The 25,426-nt window shown below is 38.7% G+C and carries 25 protein-coding genes; 5 read left to right on the top strand and 20 right to left on the bottom strand.

Going from position 1 to position 25,426, the window contains the following annotated elements; genetic code table 11:
• Positions 1 to 22: 22 nt before the first annotated feature.
• Complete coding sequence (locus GNP35_RS11715; RefSeq protein ID WP_155696287.1) at positions 23 to 2,275, top strand: EAL domain-containing protein; 2,253 nt, start codon at positions 23 to 25, stop codon at positions 2,273 to 2,275.
• Here GNP35_RS11715 and GNP35_RS11710 read toward each other — a convergent pair.
• The 12 genes from GNP35_RS11710 to rpe all read right to left on the bottom strand — a co-directional run bounded on the left by GNP35_RS11710 (position 2,258) and on the right by rpe (position 13,078).
• Entirely contained in the window at positions 2,258 to 2,674 is a 417-nt protein-coding gene (locus tag GNP35_RS11710; protein ID WP_155696286.1) for an acyl-CoA thioesterase, read from the bottom strand. The two genes, GNP35_RS11715 and GNP35_RS11710, sit on opposite strands and share 18 nt — an antisense overlap.
• Positions 2,675 to 2,737: 63 nt before the next feature.
• Positions 2,738 to 3,532, bottom strand: a complete 795-nt coding sequence (gene speD / locus GNP35_RS11705) for an adenosylmethionine decarboxylase (protein ID WP_155696285.1) — start codon at positions 3,530 to 3,532, stop codon at positions 2,738 to 2,740.
• Positions 3,533 to 3,675: 143 nt separating this feature from the next.
• Positions 3,676 to 4,080: an OsmC family protein gene (locus GNP35_RS11700; protein ID WP_155696284.1), complete on the bottom strand. Its 405-nt coding sequence runs from the start codon at positions 4,078 to 4,080 to the stop codon at positions 3,676 to 3,678.
• A gap of 11 nt (positions 4,081 to 4,091) precedes the next feature.
• Positions 4,092 to 4,442 carry a DUF3802 family protein gene (locus GNP35_RS11695; protein ID WP_155696283.1) on the bottom strand — a complete coding sequence of 117 codons (351 nt, stop codon included), beginning with the start codon at positions 4,440 to 4,442 and terminating at the stop codon, positions 4,092 to 4,094.
• Positions 4,443 to 4,476: 34 nt separating this feature from the next.
• Positions 4,477 to 5,283, bottom strand: a complete 807-nt coding sequence (locus GNP35_RS11690; protein ID WP_155696282.1) for a DUF1338 domain-containing protein — start codon at positions 5,281 to 5,283, stop codon at positions 4,477 to 4,479.
• Between the two features lie 79 nt (positions 5,284 to 5,362).
• The gene (gene astD, locus GNP35_RS11685) at positions 5,363 to 6,856 is read right to left on the bottom strand and encodes a succinylglutamate-semialdehyde dehydrogenase (protein WP_155696281.1); all 1,494 of its coding nucleotides are present in this window, start codon (positions 6,854 to 6,856) and stop codon (positions 5,363 to 5,365) included.
• Positions 6,857 to 6,864: 8 nt separating this feature from the next.
• Entirely contained in the window at positions 6,865 to 7,890 is a 1,026-nt protein-coding gene (astA, locus tag GNP35_RS11680) for an arginine N-succinyltransferase (protein WP_155697130.1), read from the bottom strand.
• Positions 7,891 to 7,956: 66 nt separating this feature from the next.
• The gene (locus GNP35_RS11675) at positions 7,957 to 9,162 is read right to left on the bottom strand and encodes an aspartate aminotransferase family protein (RefSeq protein ID WP_155696280.1); all 1,206 of its coding nucleotides are present in this window, start codon (positions 9,160 to 9,162) and stop codon (positions 7,957 to 7,959) included.
• A 380-nt stretch (positions 9,163 to 9,542) separates the two neighbouring features.
• Complete coding sequence (locus tag GNP35_RS11670; protein WP_155696279.1) at positions 9,543 to 10,688, bottom strand: HDOD domain-containing protein; 1,146 nt, start codon at positions 10,686 to 10,688, stop codon at positions 9,543 to 9,545.
• A 38-nt stretch (positions 10,689 to 10,726) separates the two neighbouring features.
• A complete protein-coding gene (locus GNP35_RS11665; RefSeq protein WP_155696278.1) occupies positions 10,727 to 11,314 on the bottom strand; it encodes an anthranilate synthase component II in 588 nt (195 codons plus the stop codon).
• A 7-nt stretch (positions 11,315 to 11,321) separates the two neighbouring features.
• Entirely contained in the window at positions 11,322 to 12,329 is a 1,008-nt protein-coding gene (gene trpS, locus GNP35_RS11660) for a tryptophan--tRNA ligase (RefSeq protein WP_330997852.1), read from the bottom strand.
• A gap of 83 nt (positions 12,330 to 12,412) precedes the next feature.
• Entirely contained in the window at positions 12,413 to 13,078 is a 666-nt protein-coding gene (gene rpe, locus GNP35_RS11655; protein ID WP_155696276.1) for a ribulose-phosphate 3-epimerase, read from the bottom strand.
• Positions 13,079 to 13,236: 158 nt separating this feature from the next.
• Here rpe and GNP35_RS11650 point away from each other — a divergent pair, with 158 nt between their 5' ends.
• The 3 genes from GNP35_RS11650 to GNP35_RS11645 all read left to right on the top strand — a co-directional run bounded on the left by GNP35_RS11650 (position 13,237) and on the right by GNP35_RS11645 (position 14,631).
• Positions 13,237 to 13,500: a DUF4404 family protein gene (locus tag GNP35_RS11650; protein WP_196492506.1), complete on the top strand. Its 264-nt coding sequence runs from the start codon at positions 13,237 to 13,239 to the stop codon at positions 13,498 to 13,500.
• 166 nt (positions 13,501 to 13,666) lie between these two features.
• Complete coding sequence (locus GNP35_RS15300; protein WP_196492505.1) at positions 13,667 to 13,861, top strand: competence protein CoiA family protein; 195 nt, start codon at positions 13,667 to 13,669, stop codon at positions 13,859 to 13,861.
• 47 nt (positions 13,862 to 13,908) lie between these two features.
• Positions 13,909 to 14,631 (top strand): SapC family protein, encoded by a 723-nt coding sequence (locus GNP35_RS11645; protein WP_155696274.1) that lies wholly within the window; start codon positions 13,909 to 13,911, stop codon positions 14,629 to 14,631.
• A gap of 238 nt (positions 14,632 to 14,869) precedes the next feature.
• On the opposite strand, the gene GNP35_RS11640 is transcribed toward GNP35_RS11645, so the two are convergent.
• The 6 genes from GNP35_RS11640 to GNP35_RS11615 all read right to left on the bottom strand — a co-directional run bounded on the left by GNP35_RS11640 (position 14,870) and on the right by GNP35_RS11615 (position 22,673).
• Entirely contained in the window at positions 14,870 to 16,153 is a 1,284-nt protein-coding gene (locus GNP35_RS11640; RefSeq protein ID WP_155696273.1) for an inorganic phosphate transporter, read from the bottom strand.
• 35 nt (positions 16,154 to 16,188) lie between these two features.
• Positions 16,189 to 16,866 carry a TIGR00153 family protein gene (locus GNP35_RS11635; protein ID WP_155696272.1) on the bottom strand — a complete coding sequence of 226 codons (678 nt, stop codon included), beginning with the start codon at positions 16,864 to 16,866 and terminating at the stop codon, positions 16,189 to 16,191.
• A gap of 235 nt (positions 16,867 to 17,101) precedes the next feature.
• Entirely contained in the window at positions 17,102 to 17,806 is a 705-nt protein-coding gene (gene phoU, locus GNP35_RS11630; RefSeq protein ID WP_155696271.1) for a phosphate signaling complex protein PhoU, read from the bottom strand.
• A 25-nt stretch (positions 17,807 to 17,831) separates the two neighbouring features.
• Positions 17,832 to 18,656 carry a phosphate ABC transporter ATP-binding protein PstB gene (gene pstB, locus GNP35_RS11625; protein ID WP_155696270.1) on the bottom strand — a complete coding sequence of 275 codons (825 nt, stop codon included), beginning with the start codon at positions 18,654 to 18,656 and terminating at the stop codon, positions 17,832 to 17,834.
• A gap of 89 nt (positions 18,657 to 18,745) precedes the next feature.
• The gene (gene pstA / locus GNP35_RS11620) at positions 18,746 to 20,395 is read right to left on the bottom strand and encodes a phosphate ABC transporter permease PstA (RefSeq protein WP_155696269.1); all 1,650 of its coding nucleotides are present in this window, start codon (positions 20,393 to 20,395) and stop codon (positions 18,746 to 18,748) included.
• Between the two features lie 28 nt (positions 20,396 to 20,423).
• A complete protein-coding gene (locus tag GNP35_RS11615; RefSeq protein WP_155696268.1) occupies positions 20,424 to 22,673 on the bottom strand; it encodes an ABC transporter permease subunit in 2,250 nt (749 codons plus the stop codon).
• A 225-nt stretch (positions 22,674 to 22,898) separates the two neighbouring features.
• On the opposite strand from GNP35_RS11615, the gene GNP35_RS11610 reads away from it, so the two are divergent.
• Entirely contained in the window at positions 22,899 to 23,411 is a 513-nt protein-coding gene (locus GNP35_RS11610) for a glycine cleavage system transcriptional repressor (RefSeq protein WP_155696267.1), read from the top strand.
• 105 nt (positions 23,412 to 23,516) lie between these two features.
• On the opposite strand, the gene udk is transcribed toward GNP35_RS11610, so the two are convergent.
• Both udk and GNP35_RS11600 read right to left on the bottom strand, forming a co-directional pair.
• On the bottom strand, positions 23,517 to 24,146 hold the full coding sequence (udk, locus tag GNP35_RS11605; RefSeq protein WP_155696266.1) for a uridine kinase: 630 nt from the start codon (positions 24,144 to 24,146) through the stop codon (positions 23,517 to 23,519).
• An 18-nt stretch (positions 24,147 to 24,164) separates the two neighbouring features.
• Positions 24,165 to 25,409 (bottom strand): alkaline phosphatase, encoded by a 1,245-nt coding sequence (locus GNP35_RS11600; RefSeq protein ID WP_414153703.1) that lies wholly within the window; start codon positions 25,407 to 25,409, stop codon positions 24,165 to 24,167.
• Positions 25,410 to 25,426 lie beyond the last annotated feature (17 nt).

Here is a 25,426-nt window from a genome sequence, read left to right as displayed (position 1 = left end):
CGAAATGGTCCAATAGTAATTCGTGAATATTGAACAACTTAATAGTTTGTTATTTCAAGATGTTAACATTTTGTCCGAGATAGCTAATGGTCAGTCTGATGAAGCTATTTTGAATAAAATTTGCCAAAATTTAGAGCTAGTATCTGGCTTTAGCGATATTCAATGCGCGGTTTTTGAAGTTATAAAAAGCAATTTATATATAGTCGCTTGCCCACACAATCATATTCAATCTCTAAACGACTTAGACGATACTCCACTAAGTCATTTTGGTTACGATCATTCGTCTGTAAGTGAGTTGAAAAATAAAGATTTATTAAACCACCGTTCCTTTGAAATTGAACAGCTTACTGCACCAGATACCCAAACAATTGAAAAAAATAGCCTGTTATTTAGTGTTGATGTTCCCCTTATTGATAAGAACGAGCTTATTGGCCTGTTAGTTATTTTCTCAAAAGAAAAGCTATACGTAAGCCCCAGACAAACTGAGTTCATAAGATTTTATAGTCAATTGGCTTCTGCTGTATTAATTGCCGTTAGGCTTAGACAAAAGTCTGAGTTGCAATTCGATTCTCTGAAAAAAAGTAATGAAAAGTTTCAAGCATTTGTAAAAGTAATGCCAGACTTGGCGCTTATTATCGACGAAACAGGTGTATATGAGGATGTGCATGGCTCTCCAAGTAACTTAACGTACATATCTGCGACGGAAATCATTAACAAAAATGTGAACGATATATTTCCGGCTGATGACGCAAAGAAGATAATGAACGTTATAACTACTGCGCTTAAAACCGACGAAACTCAAGAGTATGAGTATTCTATTGAAGGTGAAAATGGAGTCGCGCTATTTGAAGGACGAATAACCCCTATACACTATAACGTGGACGAGAAAGAGTCGGCAAAACATGTACTGTGGATGGCTAGAGATGTCACCACCGCAAAACAAATCCAGAAAAAAGTCAAAGAACTAGCCTATTTCGACCCATTGACTCAACTGCCTAATCGAAGAATGTTTAACGAGCGTTTAGAATTGGCGGTAAAAAGTAAATCAGTGTCTAATGAGTTTGGAGCGATATTATTCTTAGATTTAGATGAATTTAAACGTATTAACGACTCATTAGGGCACTCTGCGGGAGATAAACTTTTAAAGGATGTATCCGAGCGATTAAGAATAAGTTTACGCAAGTCTGATGTTCTGTCGAGAATTGGTGGTGATGAGTTTGTTATTCTTGTGGAAAATACCGGTAGAACTATTGAACAAGCACAGTCTGAAGTAGCGATGGTGGCTAAAAAAGTTCAAGAGTCTTTCCAAGAGAAGTTTCAAATAGAAGAATTGGTATTCCAGGTTTCCTGCAGTATTGGGATTTGTATTATAGACGGCTGCACTGACGCCCAAAATGTGATGAAGTTTGCCGATACCGCCATGTATAATTCAAAACGTAAAGGTGGAAATAGCTATAGCTATTACGATCCTAAACAACAAACCTTGTTAGAACGACAACTTACATTTGAATCTGAGATATCAACAGCAATAGAAAATAGAGACTTTTGTGCGTTTTTCCAACCGCAACTAAATGGAAACGGTGAAGTTACCGGCGCTGAAGCGTTAATACGTTGGATACACCCAACAAAAGGAATGATCCCACCAGATGAGTTTATTTCCATTGCTGAGCAATTTGGTTTAATTCAAAGTTTACAAGATATTGTTTTAGAAGATATTTGTAAGCTACTGATGGAGCTTGAAAGTACTTCATCCATACCGGCTGATTTTAAGTTGTCGATAAACATAAGTCACTCTCAGTTTCGAGCTTCCAACTTTAAACAGTCTTTAGAATCAACTATTGATCAATTTGGAATCGCGGCCAGTAGAGTAACCTTAGAGATCACTGAGAGCATGTTGTCCCATGACATTGCAAAAACAGCTCAGCAAATGACAGAGATATCCGACAAGGGATTTACTTTTTCCATAGATGACTTTGGTACTGGATATTCAAACTTATCTAATTTACATGCTTTTCCTGTACACGAGCTGAAAATTGACAAATCATTTGTTGACAGAATGTTAGATCCTTCGGGCTTGAGTATTGTGGAAACCATTATTAACTTAGCTAAAAACCTAAATATGAAGGTGGTTGCTGAAGGCGTTGAAAGTGATAAGCAAGCTACATTATTAAAAGAGCGTGGCATTGATGTACTTCAAGGTTATCACTTTGCAAAGCCTCTGCCATTTGATGAGTATCTTAAATGGCACAGTACGCATTTAGCTCAGCGCCAATAGTTGCTCTTTATCCACTAAGTGGACTTCTAATTGCTCTCGTTCGTTGTCATTAATAGCAGATGAGGAGTTGGTTGAATAATCAAACTTTACCATAACGCATTCACCCCAAGCTACACGTTTCCCCTCTTGCCACACTTCTTGCAGTATATTTAAAGAAGAACGGCCAAGTTTACTGACATGAGTTCTAATTTCTACTTCGTGTTTATAATGGATTTGTGCAATATAATTCACTTCAATCTTAGCAATGATTAAATTCCATTGCTCAAGGTCTTGCTCAGGATTAAAGATCTTAAAAATACCTGGCCTAGCACTTTCAAACCACACAGGAATGACCGTATTATTGATATGAGCTAACGCATCGGTTTCTTGAAAACGAGGTTGGATTTTTATAGAAAACATTGATCACCTTTTTGACATAAAAAAACGGCACTAAGGCCGCTTTAACTTTTGTTAGTTTTTATATTACGCCATATTTCGTGCATAGAAAATTTCTTGCATCTCTTTGCGTAACTTGTCTCTAATTTCGTCCTGCTGTGCGTCAGTTAACTCTTCAGTACTGATACCAAATAGATAATTATTAAGATCGTTGTCTTTAATCATCATTTTTGTATGGAACATATTCTCTTGGTAAACGTTCACATCAATCATGTCGTATTGATCTAAAATATCGTCGCCGATAAAGTTTTGAATAGAGTTAATTTCATGATCAATATAATGCTTGTTACCTTCAGTGTCGCGAGTAAAACCACGAACACGATAATCTAAAGTTACAATGTCAGACTCTAAAGCATGAATTAAGTAGTTCAACGCTTTTAGTGGTGAAATAACCCCACAAGTAGACACTTCGATATCAGCTCGAAATGTACAGATACCATCATTAGGGTGAATTTCCGGGTAAGTATGAACACAGATATGACTTTTATCTAAATGACTAACAACGCTCTCTGGAATGGGTCCTGGCGTTTCACTTTGGTCCACTTCGTCAGGCGACTTAATCTCTTCTTCACTAACAAGAATGGTTACAGAGGCACCTTGAGGCTCATAATCTTGACGAGCTACGTTTAATACATTTGCGCCAATAATATCGCATACTTCTGAAAGTATGTCGGTCAAACGGTCGGCGTTATACTGCTCATCAATATACTCAATGTACTCTTGGCGTTGAGCTTCTGTTTGTGCGTAACAAACATCATAAATACAAAAGCCTAAGCTCTTTGTTAAGTTGTTAAAACCGTGAAGTTTAAGTTTAGATTCCAACTAACAATTCCTTAATAGGTGTGGGTAAATTAAGGGGCGGATGATAAATCAAACCGCCGCTATCGCAAAATTATTTTTAAAACTATAGAAGTAAATTATGTAGGAATCAATTACGCCAATAAGAAGGCATTGGCGAGATAGTTTTAAATTTCTTTAATTTCAAAGCTATGGCTAATTTCAACGCTAGCTTCCAACATTTTTGCCACTGAGCAGTATTTATCGGCAGATAACCTTACTGCACGTTCAACATGGTTTGCTGATACGTCCGTGCCTGTCACAATAAAAGTTAAATGAATTTTAGTGAATACTTTTGGTACGGTTTCAGCTCGTTCTGCATCGATGTCGACTTCAACGTTTTTCACGCTTTGGCGCGCTTTTTCCAGTATTGAAACTACATCTATCGCACTACAAGTTGCAGCAGATAGTAATACCATCTCCATTGGGCTTGGAGCAGTACCTGGATTGTTGCCATCTAAAACAACTTTATGACCAGATTCAGTTTTTCCTTCAAAGGCCATGCCTTCAAGCCATGATACATTTGCTTTCATTTAAATATCCATTAGTCGAGAAGATCAGCGATAGCGCTGTCGAATACGTTTTTAATTAGCGAGGTGAATTCTGTAATGAATTCAACCTGGCTAGGAGTCACATTTTGATGCCAGTAATCAGCCAACACTTGTTGCATGTCGTAAACAATCCCGTCTACCTCACGAACAATTATTGACCTATGATTTGTCTCAAGGTCGTCGTGCTGGCTACATAGGTTAATTATTTGAGTCGCAATTTCATTTTCAACCAATACTTCAAGCGTCTCATCTAATGTTTGTTCACTAGTAGAAGTTAAAAAAACTTCTTTACTACTAGTAAGATAATTCATCAATTCGATGTATGCGGCTTTATCGGTGACCATAAAATATTCCTTTTTTACAACTCAAACCCTAAATTTACCCTTTTACGTTGGTACTTTCAAAGATCTTATCTGCAGAAGCTGCAACAAATCCTGAATATAGCGTTCCAGGTAAAACTTCATAACGTTTTGCAAACTCATAAAAACAACTAGGAACAAGCTCATCACCGTCTGTAAATGGAACCGTTGCTTTGTCAGCCATCGTTGAGGATTGCTCTAATAACACTTCTGGTGAGCCTTTTATTTCGCCACCCGATGTGTTTAATACAAAACCTTCATCTTTAAGCGTTTGATTTACACTTTCTAGTGTTTCGTATTTTGTTAGTTGGTTCACGCTAACTGTAAAGTGGTTTGGGATATATCCCCATGCTGCCATCCAAGCGGCATACTCACTTTCTTCTAACAGCACTTTATAGTCGTTTGAACTAATTTGCCACTGAGTTCCAGAGTACAGGAAGTTATCTGCAGTAACAGAAGAAGCGTCAATTTGGTCAACTAACTCTTTGATAATACGTTGGGTATTCTCAGAAAATTCTTCAACTAATAATTCACTGATAAATACTTTTGGTTGCGTCGGGTCTGGATGTTCAAAGTGCTTCGCTTTTAGCTTTTTCGCTTCAAAGTCATAATCGCCGCCATCTTTGTAACCTAAAGAAAGAAAGTGTTGTGCGAGTTTATCTAGATTAACTTTTTCGATGTTAAACGTTCGCAAAGCAATATGGTCATTAATAACGTCCTTACCATTTCCTTCACCTAACAGTGCATGAATTTTTTCAGCTGAAGGAGTAACAGTTAGGTATTTAGCCCACATATTGTCAAAAAGATCATTTACGTTGGTATGCATTACAGTTCCTTGAATCTTCTAAATAACGATAAAACAAATTTGATGTTTAAAAAAAGCGGCTAAGCCGCTTCTTTTTATATTAAATGCTTAAGCCGGGGCTTAAGCTTGCTGGCATGGCAACTTCTTCAAGTTCAACCGATGCAACAGGGTATGCACAGTAATCAGCAGCATAGTAAGCACTTGCTCTATGGTTGCCTGATTGACCAATGCCACCAAATGGTGCTGCACTGCTTGCGCCAGTAATTGGACGGTTCCAATTTACGATACCTGCACGAATACGGCTTAAGAACTTGTTGTACAGTTCTTGATCATCGCTCAGTAGACCCGCTGACAAACCGTAGTTTGTATCATTTGCAATTTTAATAGCTTGATCAAAATCATCAAAACGGAAAACTTTTAGCAATGGACCAAAATGCTCATCATCTGGGAAGTCTGCAATATCAGTACAGTCGATGATACCTGGTGATACAAAACCGGTATCTTCTTTTAAGTGAGTAAGTTCAACAAGAACTTTACCGCCCAGATCAACTAGCTGTTGCTGAGCTGCAACCATGCCAAGCGCCGCTTTGTCAGAAATCATAGAGCCCATGAATGGTTGCTCAGAAGCTTCATCTAAAGAATCGCCAACAACAATTGAGTTTGTTGCTTCAATTAACTTAGCAAGTACTACGTCGCCTTCAGCACCTTTAGGTAAAAGTAACTTTCTTGCACACGTACAACGTTGTCCTGAAGATATAAATGCTGACTGGATAATGTCATGCACAACAGCGTCGGTATTTTTTGCATCTTGGATAATTAGAGGGTTGTTGCCGCCCATTTCCAATGCCAAAATTTTACCAGGTTGCGCTGCAAACTGCTTGTGAAGTAAATGACCTGTACCTGAACTACCCGTAAAGAATAGGCCATCAATTTGCGGGTGATTAGCAAGTGCTTTACCTGTTTCTACTTCACCTTGTACTAGGTTTAGTACGCCAGCAGGAAGGCCTGCTTTTTGCCATAGCTCAACGGTAATTTGAGCAACCATTGGTGTTAGTTCACTTGGCTTGAAGATAACAGTGTTTCCAGCAATTAGAGCCGGAACAATATGACCATTTGGTAAGTGGCCTGGGAAATTGTAAGGGCCATAAACAGCAACTACACCGTGTGGACGGTGACGTAACATAGCACGACCAAGAGGCATTGGATTTTCTGTAGTACCAGTACGCTCGTTATAGGCTTTTTCAGAGATGGCGATTTTACCAATCATTGCACCAACTTCAGTGCGAGTTTCCCATAACGGCTTGCCTGTTTCTTTGGCAATAGCGAGGGCAATTGGCTCTTTATATTCGCCAAGTAGCTCAGCAAAACGTTTAATAATAACTAGACGTTCTTCAACTGTTTTATCAGCCCAAGGTAAAAAAGCTTCTCTTGCTGCCATTACAGCTTGATCAACTTGTTCCGCAGTTGCGGTTAATGACTCCCACAAAAGCTCGTCTGTTGCTGGGTTTAGTGAGCCAATTAAGTGACCTTCACCGGCTAACCATTCACCATTAATGAATTGGCCATTTATATATTTATTTTCGTTATTTGACATAAATAATCCTATTTTAAAAGGGCTGCTCGCACTTGGTCGCCAGCTTGAACATTTAAAAGGCTCGCGTATTCAGCCGTTAACTGAACGGTTTTAGCGTCCATGTTCATTACGGTTGTTAAGCCCGTTGCTCTAAATTCTTTAACTGATAGATTAGCAATGATGACACTTTTGTCAGATTCAAGCTCATTGACAATTTCAACTGCAAATAAATCACTGTTTTGAACCGTGTGAATTTGTGAAATATCAGCTTCTACCGTTGGTCCACCATCAAAAATATCAACATACTGTTTGTAGGTGAAACCTTCAGACTTCAATAACTTTAATGCAGGTTCTGTATTCTTATGAACTTTACCAATTACGGCTTGCGCTTCTTTAGATAACAAGTTCACATACACAGGGTATTTAGGCATTAATTCGGCAATAAATACTTTTTGGCCAATACCTGTTAAATAGTCTGCAGTAGGGAAGTCCATTGAAAAGAAATGCTCTTCTAACCACTTCCAAAACGGTGAGTCGCCATTCTCATCTGAAACGCCACGCATTTCTGCAATAACAGTATTAGAAAAACGCTCTTGGTGTTGAGCCAAAAATAAGAATCTAAACTTACTTAATACTCTGCCTGTACTGCCTTTTCGAAATTCTTCGCGAAGGAATAGTGTGCATAATTCACTAGCACCAGTATAGTCATTACACAGCGTTAGAATATCGGCTGTATTGTAGATATTTAATTGACGGCTATTGTGTACTACTTTGCCTAAGTGATAATGGTAAAACGCATCATCAAGTCCTACATAAGACTCAATACCGCTGGTTCCCATTATTCTTCCGGTAGCCACATCTTCCATAACAAACAAAAATCCGTGTTCTTGCTTTTGTTCAGTCAACTCAGACTTGAACGACGCTTCTGCACGTTTAATTTTGTTAGAAATAAGCTCATCATTTACCGGTAATGACGTAAAGCCATGCCCTGACTCTTCCGCTATTTTAAGCAGTTCAGGAAAGTCTTTCTCTTGGATTGGACGAATTACAAACATCACATCTTCTTCCTTCAGAAAAAAAGCCAATGAGACATTGGCTAATTTAATTTAAATAACGCTAGATTAAGCGTTTACAATGCTTGCAACGGCTTTTTCAAATTGAGCCATGCCTTGATCAATGTCTTCTAAAGGTACAACTAGAGAAGGAGTGAAGCGTATTACGTTTGCGCCAGCAACTAGAATCATAGTGCCTTCTGCTAAAGCAGCATTAACAAACTCTTTCGCTCTACCAGCAAACGCATCTGTTAACTCTGCGCCCACTAACATGCCTTGGCCACGGATATCTTTAAATACGTTGTACTTGTTGTTAATTTCTTCAAGTTTAGCTTTGAAGATTGCTTCACGCTCTTTAACGCCGTTTAATACTTCAGGAGTATTAATAGTGTCTAATGCCGCTTCTGCAACAGCACAAGCTAATGGGTTACCGCCATAAGTAGAACCGTGAGTACCAATTTTAAGGTGCTTAGCTAGCTCAGTTGTTGTTAGCATAGCGCCAATTGGGAAACCGCCACCTAGGCCTTTAGCAGAAGCTAAGATATCAGGATTAACACCAAGACCCATATAAGCATAAAGCTCACCAGTTCGACCTGCACCAGATTGAACTTCATCAAAAATTAATAGCGCGTTATTGTCATCACAAAGTTGACGAACGCCTTCAATGAATTCTTTTGTTGGTGGGATAATTCCGCCTTCACCTTGGATTGGCTCAAGCATTACCGCACATGTCTTATCAGAGATAAGTTCTTTTAGGCTGTCTAAGTTGTTGTATTCAGCGTGAACGATGTCACCTGGTTTTGGTCCAAAACCGTCTGAGTAAGCTGGTTGACCGCCAACAGTAACAGTGAAGAAAGTACGACCGTGGAAGCCTTTCTTGAACGAGATGATTTGAGTTTTATGCTCACCATGTACATCAATTGCCCAACGACGCGCCAATTTAAGGGCTGCTTCGTTTGCTTCTGCACCAGAGTTTGCAAAGTAAACTTTATCTGCAAATGTTGCATCAGTTAATTTTTTCGCTAAACGTAGTGCTGGCTCATTTGTCATTACGTTACTAAGATGCCAAAGCTTTTCGCCTTGCTCTTTTAATGCACCTACTAATGCAGGGTGACAGTGACCAAGACAGTTGACCGCAATGCCGCCAGCAAAATCGATGTATTCTTTATCGTTTTGGTCCCAAACGCGTGAGCCTTGACCTCTTACAGGTATTACAGCCGCTGGAGAATAGTTAGGTACCATTACGTCATCAAATAAAGCACGTGTTACAGTCATTTTTGTTTCCTTAAGTTCAGCACATTTCGAAATTTCATACGAATTCAAAATGAGAATTTAAAAGTAAATACCCGCCAATTATTGCAGAAATCATCGCAAATGTCTCCATTTCAAAGCGTCACAAAGAGCTTGATGGGTAGTTCTAGCTAAATTATGAATAATTAGTGAATAAATATTTGTGTGTGTTGGAGAGAGGCAAAAAAGTGCCTTATCTGAGCGCTAGTCTAAATGCTAAAAAATAGTTAAAGAGGACAAGATTGTTTCAATATGGTGCAAAAAGAGGAGATGAATAGATTGTCAAAAAAAAATCACTAAAATTATTCGTTTTTACCTAAGATTAGTGACTTTTTAAAATAATTGACTAATAAACTACCTAAATCCTAACCTGTAACTCGTCTGTTGGTTAGATTTAATTTGGTGAGGTTTATAGCATTTAATGAAGTAACAAAGTCATTATTTATTTTACTGCTCATTAGAAATCGTTTTGCTTCTGGAAGCTCAATAAGGCGAGCTTTTTGCAATAATTTATATTGAGAATAAGTTTTAGACTTCAGTAATAACGCTGCCATTGGAGTCATTTCATCAACCGCAAGATTGTTAACAACCTCTTCCATTGGTAGTGCTAGCGCTGCAAATTTAAGTTGTAGGTGCTCTAACAGTAAGTGACTTGCTTGTAAGCCATGATTCATAACCAGTTCACTAGCGAACTCACCATCTAAAACTAAAGAGTTCAGTACTTTTTCTATGTCTGCTCTACCTGTCGAGCGGGCTTTATGCATCTCTTCCAGTCGAATTTTCTCAAATGTACGTAGGTACATTCGCATGACCATGCCATACCCAAAGCTGTGCAGTAATCCCAATGTAAACGCATGTAAAGGCTTTACACCAAATACGTCTGCTTGTGTTTCCATACAGTTTGCTGTGGCAATTGAGTATTGCCAAAGCTTTGCTTTAAAATCAGAAAATGGTTCCGTGCTATGCGGTAGCCACTGTTTAGCGACCAATGCGAGAATAGGGGCTTTTATGTTATCTATGCCTACATAACGAATCGCCAGACTCACGTCTTCTTGAAAAGGTTTAGTAGACCCTTTTTCTCGAAAAGGTGGTTTGTTAACTATATTGAGTAAATCTCTTTTTATTGCCGGATTAGGTTCAATTAACTCTGCTAGTTGTTTTGTATTTCCGGCATTTGATAAACAAACATCAATGATTTTGGACAGGTTAGGATCTAATTTTAATACTTCCGAAAAAAGGTATTCTGGGTCAGAAATTTTACTTTCTATATAGTCGAATAGTGTGTCGTGGAAATATTCGTTAATGTAAACTTTAAACTCTTCTTCCGTTTTAATTTTGCGTTCTTTTACCTGCTGAGCATTTGCTTCAACAGATAATAATTCACGTTTGTTAACTTCTTCTTCAACGGTTTGTATTAATCCTAAACGACGCTTAGCCACTTTGTCCGATACCATAAGATCGACAAAGCGGGCTTGTATAATTTGTTTAAATTTATTGACTGCAGCGTCCATTATTTATCTGTCACTTTTAATTTGTTAATTTAAATTTGCTATTTAGTTGTTAAAACAAAGTTATTCAACATTGCCAAACCTGATTCTGACATTACTGACTCTGGGTGGAATTGTACACCCATAACTGGGTATTCCTTCATTGCCATGGCCATGAGTTCATCATGATTTACCTGGGATTCTGTTTCCACCCAAGCTGTTGGCTCAATAAAAGTAGGCAAGGTGTCATGATCAACGATGAGTGAGTGATACCTAGTTACAGACAGAGGGTTAGGTAAACCTTGAAACATTCCCTTTTTACTATGGGTAATGATCGATGTTTTACCGTGCATAACTTGCTTTGCTCGTTTTACTTGCGCGCCAAACTGTTGTGCTATTACTTGGTGTCCTAAGCACACGCCTAAAATAGGCTTTTTATGATAAAAATTAGCAACAACATCAAGTGATATCCCAGCCTCGTTGGGTGAACGAGGTCCGGGTGAAATAACTATTTGTGTTGGGTTTAGTTGCTTTATCTGATCAATGGTAATGTCATCATTACGCTTCACGACAACTTCTTGGTCTAAAGACTCAAAGTAGTTCACTAATGTATAAGTGAACGAGTCGTAGTTATCTATCATCAACAACATAAATTAATTATCTAGGATCGGCTACAAACCCTAAGGCATCATAAACAGATTTAAGCGTTTTTTCTGCTTTTGCTGAGGCTTTTTCAGCACCAACACGCATGATCCTATCTAGCTCAGTTTGGTCTTCTCTGATCTCTTTGAATCTGGCTTGAATAGGCTCAATCATTGAAACTACAGCATCTGCTGTGTCTTTCTTTAAGTGACCGTACATTTTGTCTTCATACTCAGGCACTAGCTGTTCAATGGATTTACCAGTTGCAACGCTTAATATAGTCAGTAGGTTAGAAACACCTGGCTTTTCAACAGTATCAAAATAGATCCTGGCTTGCTCGTCAGAGTCGGTGACTGCTTTTTTAAGTTTCTTTTCAATCTTTTTAGGCTCATCCAACAGCATAATATAGCCATTTGGATTTTCATCTGACTTAGACATTTTCTTTAGAGGATCTTGAAGGCTCATTACACGAGCCCCAAATTCTGCGATCTGAGGTTCTGGAACTGTAAAAGTATCACCGTATATATTATTAAAGCGAGTGGCGATATCTCTTGTCAGCTCTAAATGTTGCTTTTGATCTTCGCCAACAGGAACTTTGTCTGCTTGGTATAACAGAATGTCCGCTGCTTGAAGTACAGGGTAGCTAAATAAACCAACATTAATGTTGTTGCTATGTTTACTCGATTTGTCTTTAAACTGAGTCATGCGGTTCAATTCGCCCATTTGAGCGTAGCAATTTAAAACCCAAGCTAATTGCGCATGTTCCTTAACTTGTGACTGAACAAATAACGCAGACTTGTCTGGATCAATGCCACAAGCTGTATACAGGGCAACGCCGTCTAGAGTGCGGCTTCTTAATGTTTCAGGCTCTTGTCGAACGGTGATTGCGTGTAAATCGGCAAGCATAAAAAAACAATCGTGGTTTTCTTGCATAATGCGCCACTGGTTTATAGCACCAATGTAGTTACCTATTGTCATGCCACCAGTTGTTTGAATTCCACTTAATACTGTACTTTTCATTATATTGCCGTTTATTTAGCTAGTTTAAAATCATGAGTGCGCATTGTAACCTTAATGTACCAGTGCGCAATCTTGTATGTTGTATTTTAAGAAAGGTTGGCGATAATTTGTGCAATGCGGGCCGATCTGTTCTCTGCATTAAAGATAGCTGAGCCCATTACAAAAGTATCAGCGCCAGCATCCGCAACCTCTCTAACATTATCAGCGTTCACACCGCCATCTACACTTATCCGAATGTTTCTGCCTGTTGCATCCAGTTTCTCCCTTAGGCGGGTTATTTTGTCTAGAGTTGCTGGGATAAACGACTGACCACCAAAACCTGGATTTACCGACATCACTAAAACCATATCCAGCATATCTAACACTGCATCTAGTACTTCAATTGGTGTACCTGGATTTAATGCGAGTCCAACTTTACATCCGTGGTCTTGGATAATAGACAGTGAGCGGTGCAAGTGTTTACTGGCTTCTGGGTGAAAGGTAATCATGTCGGCACCAGCTTTTGCAAATTGTTCAATCATATCGTCTACAGGTTCAACCATCAGATGAACGTCAATAGGGGCTTCAATTCCGTGGTCTTTTAACGCTTTACATATCATTGGTCCGAAGCTTAAGTTTGGCACGTAGTGATTGTCCATCACGTCAAAATGCACCCATTGGCAACCCGCAGCTAAAACCTCATTAACATCATCACCTAATTTTGCAAAGTCAGCTGATAAGATGGAAGGAGATAAAATAAACTCGTTTTTCATAATGATCCTAGATTGATAAAGCGGAAGTACTACTTATTTAGATTTAGCCTATATTATAAAAATTATTAAACAACTTCGAGATTAATATGAGTCTTTCAGACTACCCTTATTAAATAATCATGACTAAACTTTAATTTAACAACATGGAGGAATTTAATATGTTGCCTGTAGAACTTGTTGATTCGCTATCAAAGTTGCACGCTGAATTAGAAACATCAAAAGATGTAGACCCTCAAACTCTGAACCAAGTAAGAGAGTTAGATAAACAGTTACATGAAATGTTGAAATCTAATGAATTAAAAGCAGAAGAAACAATGTTGTCACAACTTTTAGCATTAGAGGCCAAGTTTGCTGCCGAACACCCAACCCTTGAACGAATTACGCGAGACGTAATTGATAGATTGGCCATGATGGGCGTCTAGATATTCACTTTTGTTATATAAACCTATATTTATAAAACCACTTCGTGCAAAACGCTTGTTATTTGAGCAAGCAAAAAATTAATTCATGTTTTCTATTGCGAGAGCCTTTAATTATGGCTTATTGTCCTCATGTACTTTCATAAGATATCCAGTATAGAAGGTGAGGATGGACTTTTCAGACCTCAATAAAGCGACTGCTAACTCTTTTAATAAACAAAAAGCAATAATTAAGAAAGTGTTAGCCGGTCAATCGGTTTACTGCCCTTCATGCAAACAGCTATTGGTACTCAAGCCCAGCGAAAAGACGTTAAAGGTTGAGTGCTTAAAAGGCTGTACCGATATTCAACTTGAAACAGAATAATAATTATAGAAGTCAAAAAGACTGACTCGGAACTTTGGAGAAAGAACATGGCGACAGATTTTCAGCCGTTACATAATGAAACACACAAAGATGTTAAATTAGGCAAGATTAAAGACGTATCAGACCTTAAAGAGCAACATGCTCTAGGTTTGGTAGTACAAGAGTTTACACAAGCTTGTGGCGAGTTCCCGATTGTATTTTTAAAAGATCCAAAAGGCGATAGATACTTCCCTGTAGCTATGATGGGTGTAGAACAAGGTACTAACGTATTTGTTACTGAAGACGGTAAGTGGGATGCAACTTACATGCCGGCTCGTTACACTCACAAACCACTAAGCGTTATTCCTCACAAGGATGACAAAAATAAATTCGCTATCGCAATTGATATGTCTAGCCCACTAGTTTCTGAAGAAGGCGAAGCGTTATTTGATAGCGAAGGTAAAGAGTCTGAGCATTTAGAAAGCCGTAAAAAGTCTTTAATGTCATACATTGAGCACGAGCAAGTAACAGTTGCTTACATGAAGACACTAGAAGATTTAGACTTAATTCAACCTCGTAACTTAAAAGTAAATGTTAAAGACAAAGAGTATAACTTAAATGGTCTTTACATGGTTGATGAGCAAAAGCTTCATGAACTATCAGATGACAAGTACCTAGAGTTACGTAAAAAAGGTTATATTGCTGCGATATATGCTCAATTAAGCTCTTTAGCTCAAATTAATAAAGTACTAGAACGTCAGTCAAAACGAGTTGACGTTAAAGCTGCATAATTTAGCTTTAAATCAAATATTAGAAACCAGCGGAAGCTGGTTTTTTTATGCCTGAAATTTACTTATTTAGCTCGCTATGTGCAAAGCATGTTTTGTTCAAGCTTGGTGAATAAGGCTCTAATATTATCCATAACGTCATTATCGATTGAGTTAGCAAGGAATAGAGTTTGCTCTATTAAGTTTCAGGCATAAAAAAACCGAGCACTAGGCTCGGCTTTTTTAGCGTTACAGGTGAAGCTTAAACTACACCAAATACCGCTTTTAGAACTAGGAAACACATAATTGAAAGTGCTGCACCAATTGGCAATGTGATTACCCAAGATACAACGATGTTTCTTACAACACCTAGGTTTAGAGCTGCGATACCGCGAGCCATACCTACACCTAACACCGCACCAACTAGAGTTTGAGTAGTAGAGATTGGTAAACCAGTACCCGACGCGATGATAACTGTAGAAGCTGCTGCTAATTCAGCGGCAAAACCACGGCTAGGCGTTAGGTGAGTAATACCATTACCAATCGTCTTAATTACTCGGTGACCAAATAGAGCCAAACCTGCAACAATACCAAACGCACCTAGAGGAAGAATCCACCAAGCTAAAGAAGCTTTAGGTAGGATTTGACCATCGTTAGATACAATGCTTACAACCGCCGCCAAAGGACCAATTGCATTTGCAACGTCGTTTGAACCGTGTGCAAAAGCCATACAACAAGCTGTTACAACCATTAGTACTGCAAAGATTTTTTCAACGTTGTTAAAGTGCATTTCTTTGTCAGCAGTAGGGTCAATTTTAATTTTACTAATAAAATACTTACCAACAAGGGCTACTAAAATACCAGCGAGGATTGCATAACCATAGGCTTCTAGACCCGAGATAGATAAATCACCAGATTTAACTACGTGTTTTAAACCTTTCTTGATAGTGACAAGTGCCATTACAAAACCAGCTAAGAACATGTAGAAAGGAACGTATTTTTTAGCATTCTTAAGCGGCTCTTCAGTATCAAAGATAAGCTTTTGCGCTGAGATAAAGATTAAGTAAGCGATAATACCTGACAGCAACGGGGTTACTATCCAGCTACCAACAATGCCACCAACTTTTGCCCAATTTACTGCGTCCATACCAACACCAAAAGCTGCGAAACCAACAATGGCACCTACAATTGAGTGTGTTGTACTAACAGGCCAACCTAAATATGAAGCAACGGCTAACCAAATTGCAGCAGCAAATAGTGCGGAAATCATGCCTAAGACTAAATACTCTGGGTTTGGAATGAATGGAGCTGAATCAATGATGCCTTTACGAATTGTTGAGGTTACTTCGCCACCGGCTAAGTAAGCACCTGCGAATTCAAAGATCATCGCGATAATAATTGCTTGTTTAATAGTTAGTGCTTTTGAGCCAACTGATGTGCCCATAGCATTTGCTACGTCGTTTGCACCAATACCCCAGGCCATGAAAAAACCAACGATAGCGGCAGTGGCGATTAACATAACGCCGTAAGTAGAAATAATATCCATTGAATATACCTAATATGTTTTAAATTGGTTGCTGCTTAACGAGCAAGCATAAGTTCTAATCGAGAACCTACACGTTCTGCTAAGTCCGCTAATTCCCCAATCCATTCAATCATTCTGTATGTCACCATGACATCGATAGGGTTTAACTGATCTTCGATTTCTTTTAGTTGTAGACGAATAGAAATTTGCATTTCATCTGTATCGTCTTCAATTGCGTCTAATTCTGTGATCATGCGCTCAACAAGTTCTACTTCACGGCCTTTAAAGCCCGTTTCTAGTAGTTCGTCAAACTCATTGATTGCTTTTTTTGCTTGTGCAGTGGCATCAATGTTGCGCTCTACAAAAGCCATGAAGCTTTCTTGAATTTGCGGTGGGATAGTTAATTCACGACCTAAATAACGACCCGCCAAGTCTTTTGCTTTGTTAGCGATCTTATCTTGTTGTGTGATTAACTCTAAAATATCCGTTCTTTCTACTGGTAAAAATAAACCTCTTGGAAGATTCATTCTTACATCGCGTTTAATAACATCCGCTTTTTTCTCAAGTTGAGAAATTTGATAACGAAGTTCCGTCGCTTCAGTCCAATTTTCTTTGCATACCGCTTCAAAAAAAGGCTTTAATAATGAAGCCGCAGAGTGAACGGTATTAATGTGCTCTTCTAGTGCTTTTAATGGCGACTTAGCAAAAACACCTAAAATTGAGTGACTAGCCATAGTGAACCCTTATTTAATGGCAAAAAAAACCAGCATTTGATTGCAGGCTTATATCAATATCATAGTTTACTATAAATTCACGGAAGTGTGAGTAAATAGCTTCGAGGCTATTATATGACACATTTGTGACAAAAATGTTACAGGCGGGGTAAAAAAGATCCGTTCGCTTGATTTATAACCGGACGGATCTCGTTTTTCATGTGTGGCTTTTTAAAAGTCTAATTTTATCAGTATCTTATAGGACATTGTCCTTAATGTCAGATTGAGACGTGTGACGGACATCTTTTCCTTTTACAAAGTAAATAATGTATTCAGAGATGTTCTGACAACGGTCACCAATTCTTTCTAACGACCTAACTGACCAAATTACGTCCATTACTTTTGGTATTGAACGAGGATCTTCCATCATATAAGTCATTAATTGACGAGTGATGGCTTCGTATTCTTTGTCGAGTACTTTATCGGCAGTATGAACTTTAAAGGCAGACTCAACATCCATGCGAGCAAATGCGTCTAGAACATCATGCAACATTACCAAAGCTTTACGGCCCATGTTGTCCATTGATACTAAAAACTCTTGCTGCTCTTTGTTAAATGACTCTAACGCTACTTTGGCAATACGTTCTGCCTCGTCGCCGATACGCTCAAGGTCAGTAATTGTTTTAATAATGGCTAACACTAGACGTAAATCCGATGCTGCTGGCTGACGTTTAGCGATAATTCGAGTACAAGCTTCGTCAATTTGCACTTCCATTTTATTCACTTGGAAGTCGGTTTCTAAAACATGACGCGCCAATTCTTGATCTGCTTCAGTTACTGCATTTAGGGCATTTGTTAACTGTTGCTCAACAAGTCCGCCCATTTTTAATACGTCGTTACGTATCTGTTCCAATTCAACGTTAAATTGGCCGGATATATGTTTATTTAAATTAAGTTCCATTGTTGCCTCTCAAACTACTAATTGGTTAACCGTAACGGCCAGTAATATAATCTTCAGTCTTTTTCATCTTAGGTGTTGTGAATAAAGCATTAGTATCTGAATGCTCAATTAGCTGACCCATGTACATGAATGCTGTTTGATCAGAAACACGCGCTGCTTGTTGCATGTTGTGCGTAACGATAACAACGGTGTACTTGTCTTTAAGTTCAGTGATCAACTCTTCAATAGTTAATGTCGAGATTGGATCAAGTGCTGATGTTGGTTCATCAAGTAATAGCACCTCTGGTTCAATTGCAATAGCTCTTGCAATAACAAGTCTTTGTTGCTGACCACCAGATAAACCTAAAGCACTGTCATGTAATCTGTCTTTTACTTCATTCCATAACGCCGCATTAGTCAGAGATTTTTCAACAACTTCATCAAGCTCGCGTCTGTCGTTAATACCTTGCAAGCGAAGTCCATAAACTACGTTCTCGTATATACTTTTTGGGAATGGGTTAGGGCGCTGGAATACCATGCCTACTTTACGACGAAGTGATGCAACATCAACAGAGCGGTCATAGATGTTTTGGTCGTGAAGTAAAATTTCACCTTTAATATTACAAGTATCAACAAGGTCATTCATACGGTTCATACAGCGTAAAAGTGTCGATTTACCGCAACCTGATGGTCCGATAAAGGCTGTTACTTGGCCTTTAGGAATAACCATGCTGATGTTTTCTAGGGCTTGTTTTTCGCCATAAAAAAGATTCAAATTTTTAATTTCTAGAGCAATTTGCTCTTTCGTTAAATTATCGATGTCTATATTAGATGAAGACTTGTTACTCATGTCTGGTGCTACCGAAATCATCTTAAAACCTCATATCTAAATTTAGTGTAAAAAGCTGAGCTTTGTCAGCTTTGTTAAAATTGTTAGTCATTGAATTAACAGTGCTTGAATTAGTGCTCAAGTGACTTATATTTTTCGCGCAAGTGGTTACGAATGCCAATTGCTGTAATGTTCAACGTTATGATAACGGTAACAAGTAAGAACGATGTTGCATAAACCAATGGTCTTGCAGCTTCAACGTTCGGGCTTTGGAAACCAACATCGTAAATATGGAAGCCTAAGTGCATAAACTTGCGATCTAAGTGAACATACGGGAAGTTGCCATCAATTGGCAACGTAGGCGCCATTTTAACAACACCTACTAACATAAGCGGTGCAACCTCACCAGCAGCACGTGCTACAGCTAAAATAAGACCTGTCATGATGGCTGGTGACGCCATTGGTATAATGATGCGCCAAATAGTTTCAGCCTTAGTAGCGCCAAGTGCTAACGAGCCTTGTCTTAATGAACCCGGAATTCGAGACAAACCTTCTTCAGTCGAAACAATCACTACTGGTAGCGTTAGTATAGCCAATGTTAGTGCTGACCATATAACACCAGGCGTACCAAAAGTTGGCCCTGGAAGTGCTTCAGGATAGAAAAGCTGATCCAGTGAACCACCAAGCATATAAACAAAGAAGCCTAAGCCAAATACACCGTAAACAATAGAAGGTACACCAGCTAAGTTAATTACCGAGATACGTATTACCTTTGTAACGGCATTGTTACCAGCATATTCATGTAGGTAAATAGCCGCTACCACACCAAATGGAGTTACGATTACAGCCATTAATAGCACCATAAATACAGTACCAAATATAGCTGGGAATACACCACCTTCTGTATTTGCTTCACGAGGATCGTCAGAAACGAATTTGCCTAGTTGTTTGCCGTACTGAATCACTTTTTCAAAGAAGTTCATGTCGTTTGGAAACGAAACGTCTAGTACATAAAAAATAGGCAAGGTTACCAGTTCGCCACGCATGTCTTTTACGATAACTGAATCACGTCTTGCTTCATCTCTAAAGGCAAATAGCTCTTTCTCGTATACTTTGTACTCGTCTCTTAGCGCTTGGCGCTGGTTTTCTAAATCACGTAACGCAGCGTCAGTCAGTTCATCTTCGAGTTCAAGCTTACGTTCTTTTAATCTTAACTTTTCTAGTTGATAGTTAATCGCTCCAATTTCGTCATTCTGCAAATCAAGAGCTTGATCATTTAAATCAACCGCTCTATCTATCGCTGCAAATAAAGCGTCTTCTTTATTCTCACGAATGGTTTTGCCATCAACAATCACTGAATCTACAAAACCGTAAAAGTTACCATTTTTGCTACGCTCAAATACGGCGATGCCAGAAGGTCTAGTTTCTTTAACAATTTCAGGGCCCAATACCCATTGGAAATCCAGCTCAACGTACTCACGGTTACCGGTTTTAATTAAGTAACGCTCTACAAACTCGCCTTGTTCTTTATCGAATTCGATACCAGAGGTAATTAAACGTTGTGTAGGAACCTGTTCAGATTCATAAACTTCACCAATAATAACGCTAGTTTCACCGCTTGAGTTTGCAATCTCAAACTGGTGAATATCTGAAGGCCAGAAAAATGACAGGCCTCTAGATGCAATGAGTAACAATAACCCAATTACTGATAATAAACTGATACTTACCGCGCCGGCTGTCATCCAAACCCACGGAGCACCCGACTTAAACCATAACTTCATATTAAATCTCCAAAAAAATAGGTGCTAATTAAAGTGAACTGTACTTTTCACGAAGTCGTTGACGCACAAACTCCGCAATCGTATTAAAGACAAAGGTGAATATAAACAGTACAAAGGCCGCTAAGAATAGGATTCGATAGTGTGAACTACCTACTTCAGACTCCGGCATTTCCACCGCTATATTCGCAGACAACGTACGCATGCCTTGGAAAATACTCCAATCCATAATTGGTGTATTACCGGTAGCCATAAGAACAATCATTGTTTCACCTACAGCTCGGCCTAATCCCATCATTACTGCTGAGAAAATACCTGGACTTGCTGTTAATAAAACAACTTTTATAAGTGTTTGCCACTGCGTAGCACCTAGTGCTAGTGAGCCGCTAGATAATGTTTTAGGAACACTGAATACTGCATCTTCAGCAATTGAGAAGATAGTAGGTATAACTGCAAAACCCATGGCGATACCAACAATTAAAGAGTTTCTTTGGTCAAAGGTGATACCTAATTCGTTAGTAATGTATAGACGTGTATTACCGTCGAACAACCACTCTTCTACTAGTGGGCTCATTTCAAATGAGAAGTAACCAACAAAAGCAACAATTGGGATTAACAGAATTGAATCCCAGCCAACAGGCATGCGGTTTCTAATTTTTTGCGGAATGTTATGCCAAGCAAATGCCGTTAAGAAAATAGCAACTGGCAATAACAATATTAATAGAATTACGCCTGGTAGTTTTTCTTCAATTAGTGGAGCTAACCAAAGACCAGCTAGGAAACCTAGTATAACCGTAGGTAACGCTTCCATAATCTCTACCGTTGGCTTTACAATTTTACGTACACTTGGGGCCATAAAGTAGGCTGTGTAGATAGCTGCCGCTAAACCAATTGGAACAGCAAATAACATGGCGTACATAGCCGCTTTTAATGTACCAAAAGAGATTGGTACTAAGCTGAACTTAGATTCAAAATCATCACTTGCAGAAGACGACTGCCAAACATAGTCAGGCTCAGCATAACCTTCGTACCAAACTTCTTGCCATAAGCCAGACCAAGTTACTTCAGGGTGCTCATTTTCTACGTTAAGTACGTCAAGTTGATTTGCTGACAAAACAACAAAAGCGTTAGAACGAGGAGAAAAAGAAATGTCAGTGATGTTATCTGTTGGTAACTTACCTTGCCATAAGTCCGCTTCAGATGTGGTGTGGAAAAAGTTAACTTCGCCTGAAGAAGTGGTGGCGATAAAGGTTCTACGATAAAACTCTGGATAGATTTCAGCCACGGCTTTATCGCTGCCTTCAACGTCCATAGTAAAATCTCTTACTTGAACAAAGTCACGTCCAGCTTTGCCGTTAACTTCAAACCACTGAGTAATTTTACCGTCTGTGTAACCTAGCATTAAAGAGTTAGCACTAGCTAAAAGTTTAGCAGTAGTAATTTGTTGGTTAGGGCGACTAATGTTTTTTGTATACAGTAATTCAACTTCGCTGCCTACGCGGCTGTTAGCGACATAAATTTCATTTTTAGTCAGAATGAAAATACGAGAAGCATCTGGAGAAATGAGTAGTCGCTCTACTTTTCCATCTACAAAATCAAGTTCAGATTGTTCAACAATCCACTCAATTTCTTCAGTGAACATATTTTCTTCACCTTCAAGGCGAGCGTATCTTACAGCGCCATTTTGAAGTTGGTAAAGAATGCCAAGTACGCCTTCTTCTTCAGCAAATACAAATTTTTCAACTGTGTAACCTTCTTCATCAAGCAACTCAGGTAGTGGCTCTTCACCAAAGGGTAATTGAACACGTGGAGTTAAAGAACGAGTGTTATTCTTGAAGTCGATTTTGAAAAAAGGTTTGATGATCGTTAAGCGAGCATCGTCATTCATAAAGCCGAACAAGCCTTTATGCGGAGCGCTTTGTGAGTAGGCTGTTATTTCGCCAGGGACTTCAGTTGCTATTGAAGCAATCTGTTGTCCAGACATACCATCTTCTGCGTTAAAAAAGTCTACAGTTGCATTTGGCGTTATGGCGTATGAAATTTCAGTTTGTTCTTCAATTCCCGTTGCAAAATAGGCTTTATCTAACGTAGATGTCGCCTCTCTTGAATCTACGTGAGCAGAGTCAAAAACTGGTTTAACTACATATAATAGATAGAAAAAAATCAATAATAATGCGCATAGTACTAAGATGCCACCGGTCATTACACCGTATTTAGCGAACTTATCTTTGAACTTTCGAGTTGACTCAGTCTTCAACGCAATGTTTGTCTGTCCAGACATATATAAATACCTACCCTTTATCAGATGCCGCGAATTATATTTCATTAATGTTACAGTAATGTGACATTGGACTTTCAGTCTACGTTGAAAAGCAGAGAAAGTCGGTACTAGGATAGACGGCACTTTTGGAAGTTGTTAGGGACATTTAGCCTAAAAAAGGGACTGGATTATTTAACATTTATTGTTAATACTTGAGTTAATAAACATCAACTGGAGTGCATCTAAATGCAACACCTTGTATTAACGGTTATTGGCGCCGATCAGACAGGCTTAGTTAAGTCACTGTCTGAAATTCTTAATAAGAATGAAGCTAATTGGTTAGCGAGTAACTTATCTCATTTACGTGGGTACTTTGCAGGTGTTATTGAGGTAGCAGTACCTGAGAGCAATTTAGTAAGCTTAACAAACGAGTTGTCTAATATAGTTGGTTTAACCGTCACAACATACCTCAGTAATCATGTTGAAGCGCACCAAGAGCAAGAGTTAGAATTTGTTATCACAGGTAATGACCGACGTGGAATTGTGCAAGACTTAGCGTCTGTTATTAGCCATAAAGGTGCCAATATTGTTAGTTTTGTATCTACTCATCAAACTGCGCCAAACTGGGGTGGTGAATTATTTCATGCTGTGGCTAGAGTCATCCTTCCTGCAGGATTAAGCGCTGATGTAATCGTAGAAGCGTTAGAGCAGCTAGCGTCGGATATCATTGTTGATGTTGAGTTAGACAAAGCGAGTTAAAGCTTAAAGATAGTTGTCACGTATCATTTGAGTTCTAATGTAAATTGTCTCAAATAAAAGAGCCAACGGCATATTATTCATGCCGTTGGCTTTTTAGTTGTCACATTAGTTTAATAAAAGCTGTTTTATTTGGGCTTTTAATACATCAATTGCAATTCTGTTTTTGCCACCATTCGTAACAATTAAGTCAGCAACCTGTTTTGAAGGTGCTATAAATGCTTGATACATAGGCCTTACTGTCGTCAGATATTGCTTTATTACTGAATCGAAGCTTCTGCCACGCTGTTTAATATCGCGCTCTAGTCTTCTTACTAAACAAATTTCCGGCGGAGTATCCATAAACACCTTAATATCAAACTCACTATATAGTTCTGGGTGTGTTAACAGCATAATACCTTCGATCAAAATGACTTGAGCCGGCTGTACCGGTGTCGTTTCTTTTAATCGAGTGTGGGTCTTATAACAGTATTGAGGCATTTCAACGGCTTTGCCTAATTTAAGATCACGAAGATGCTCGATTAGTAAGTCATGTTCAAATGCTTCAGGGTGATCATAGTTCGTCTTTTCTCGAACGGCCATTTCCAAATGATCTTGGTTACGGTAATACGCATCCTCAGATATAAAGGAAATTTGATCTGAACCCAATTCCTGCGCCAACTCTTCAAATATAGTGGCTGTTAATAGTGTTTTACCAGACGCCGAAGCGCCTGTAATTGCTAATATAGTGGTTTTCAAAAGGAGTCTCTTCTCTTGCTACTGTGCCGAATTCAATTGTTTAAATAGTTTTTTAGCAATATCCGTATTGTCTTGTTGTCCATTGAATAGATGACTGTTTACACCAGACGCGAATACTTGCACATCACCAGCAGTATGACCGCCAGTTGTCCAACCGGTTAACGTAGTGTCATTAATAATAGCTTTAATTTCACGAGTCATCTTTTCTTTCTTTAACTTACTACTTAGAGCCGACTTTAAAGTCTCGATTTGACTTGCTGACAGATCAAAATCCACATGTTTTTTCCATGTAGACTGGATAACTTTGTCAGTAACATCTTTCTCTAAGCTTAAAAATGCCGGGATTATAACAGCTAATGAAGAATTTATTTGCTTAACTTTATCTGTTTTCCAATCATAAGTGCCATTAGCACCAATACTTAAGCCACCGGTAGCATGGTCAGCGGTAATGATTAACAACGTTTCACCATTTTCTTCAGTAAATTGTTTTGCGTACTCAATAGCTTTTGCAAAGTCTTCTAGTTCACCCATTGCGCAGGCAACATCGTTACCATGAGCACACCAATCAATTTGGCTTCCTTCAATCATAATAAAAAAACCATTGTCTGAACTTTGAGTGGCTAACAAGTTCAAAGCAGTTTTTGTCATGGCCTCAACTCTATTTGGCAACGCATCACTGTCTACAGCAAATGGAAGGCCAACAGGGGCAAAAAGGCCTAGTGCTGGTAACGTATTTAATTCGTTTAGTTTTGTTAAATCGTCAACGTAACTATAGCCTAAGGATTTGAATTCGTTAACGATGTTTCGGTCTTTACGAATAAAGTAAGAAGTACCACCACCAAGCATTAAATCAACTTTAGGTGCGTAATTAATTTTTTCGTCGATGTATGCATCCGCAATCTGATTATAATTACGACGCGACTCATTATGAGCTATAAAACTAGCGGGTGTTGCATGATTAATTTGAGACGAAGAAACGATACCAGTAGTTTTACCAAGTTGTTTCGCTCTTTCAAGCAGTGTAAGAACAGGCTTTTTATTTACATCAACGCCAATTGCTCCGTTATATGACTTAACGCCAGAGCTTAAAGCCGTTGCGGAAGCTGCTGAATCTGTAACGTAGGTATTGTCATCAGGATAAGTTGAAGAGGTACCTACAAGAAGTTCATCAAATACAGTGCGTTCTACTTCTTTTGTCGCTTTATCATCAGCGAAATAACGATATGAAGTTGTATGTGCGACACCCATGCCATCACCAATCATAAAAATGATATTTTTAG

The sequence above is a fragment of the Psychrosphaera haliotis genome, from assembly GCF_009728465.1.
Lineage (GTDB): Bacteria > Pseudomonadota > Gammaproteobacteria > Enterobacterales > Alteromonadaceae > Psychrosphaera > Psychrosphaera haliotis.
The sequence above is the reverse complement of the archived record's forward strand: the minus strand, read 5'-3'. Positions and strand labels throughout refer to the sequence as shown.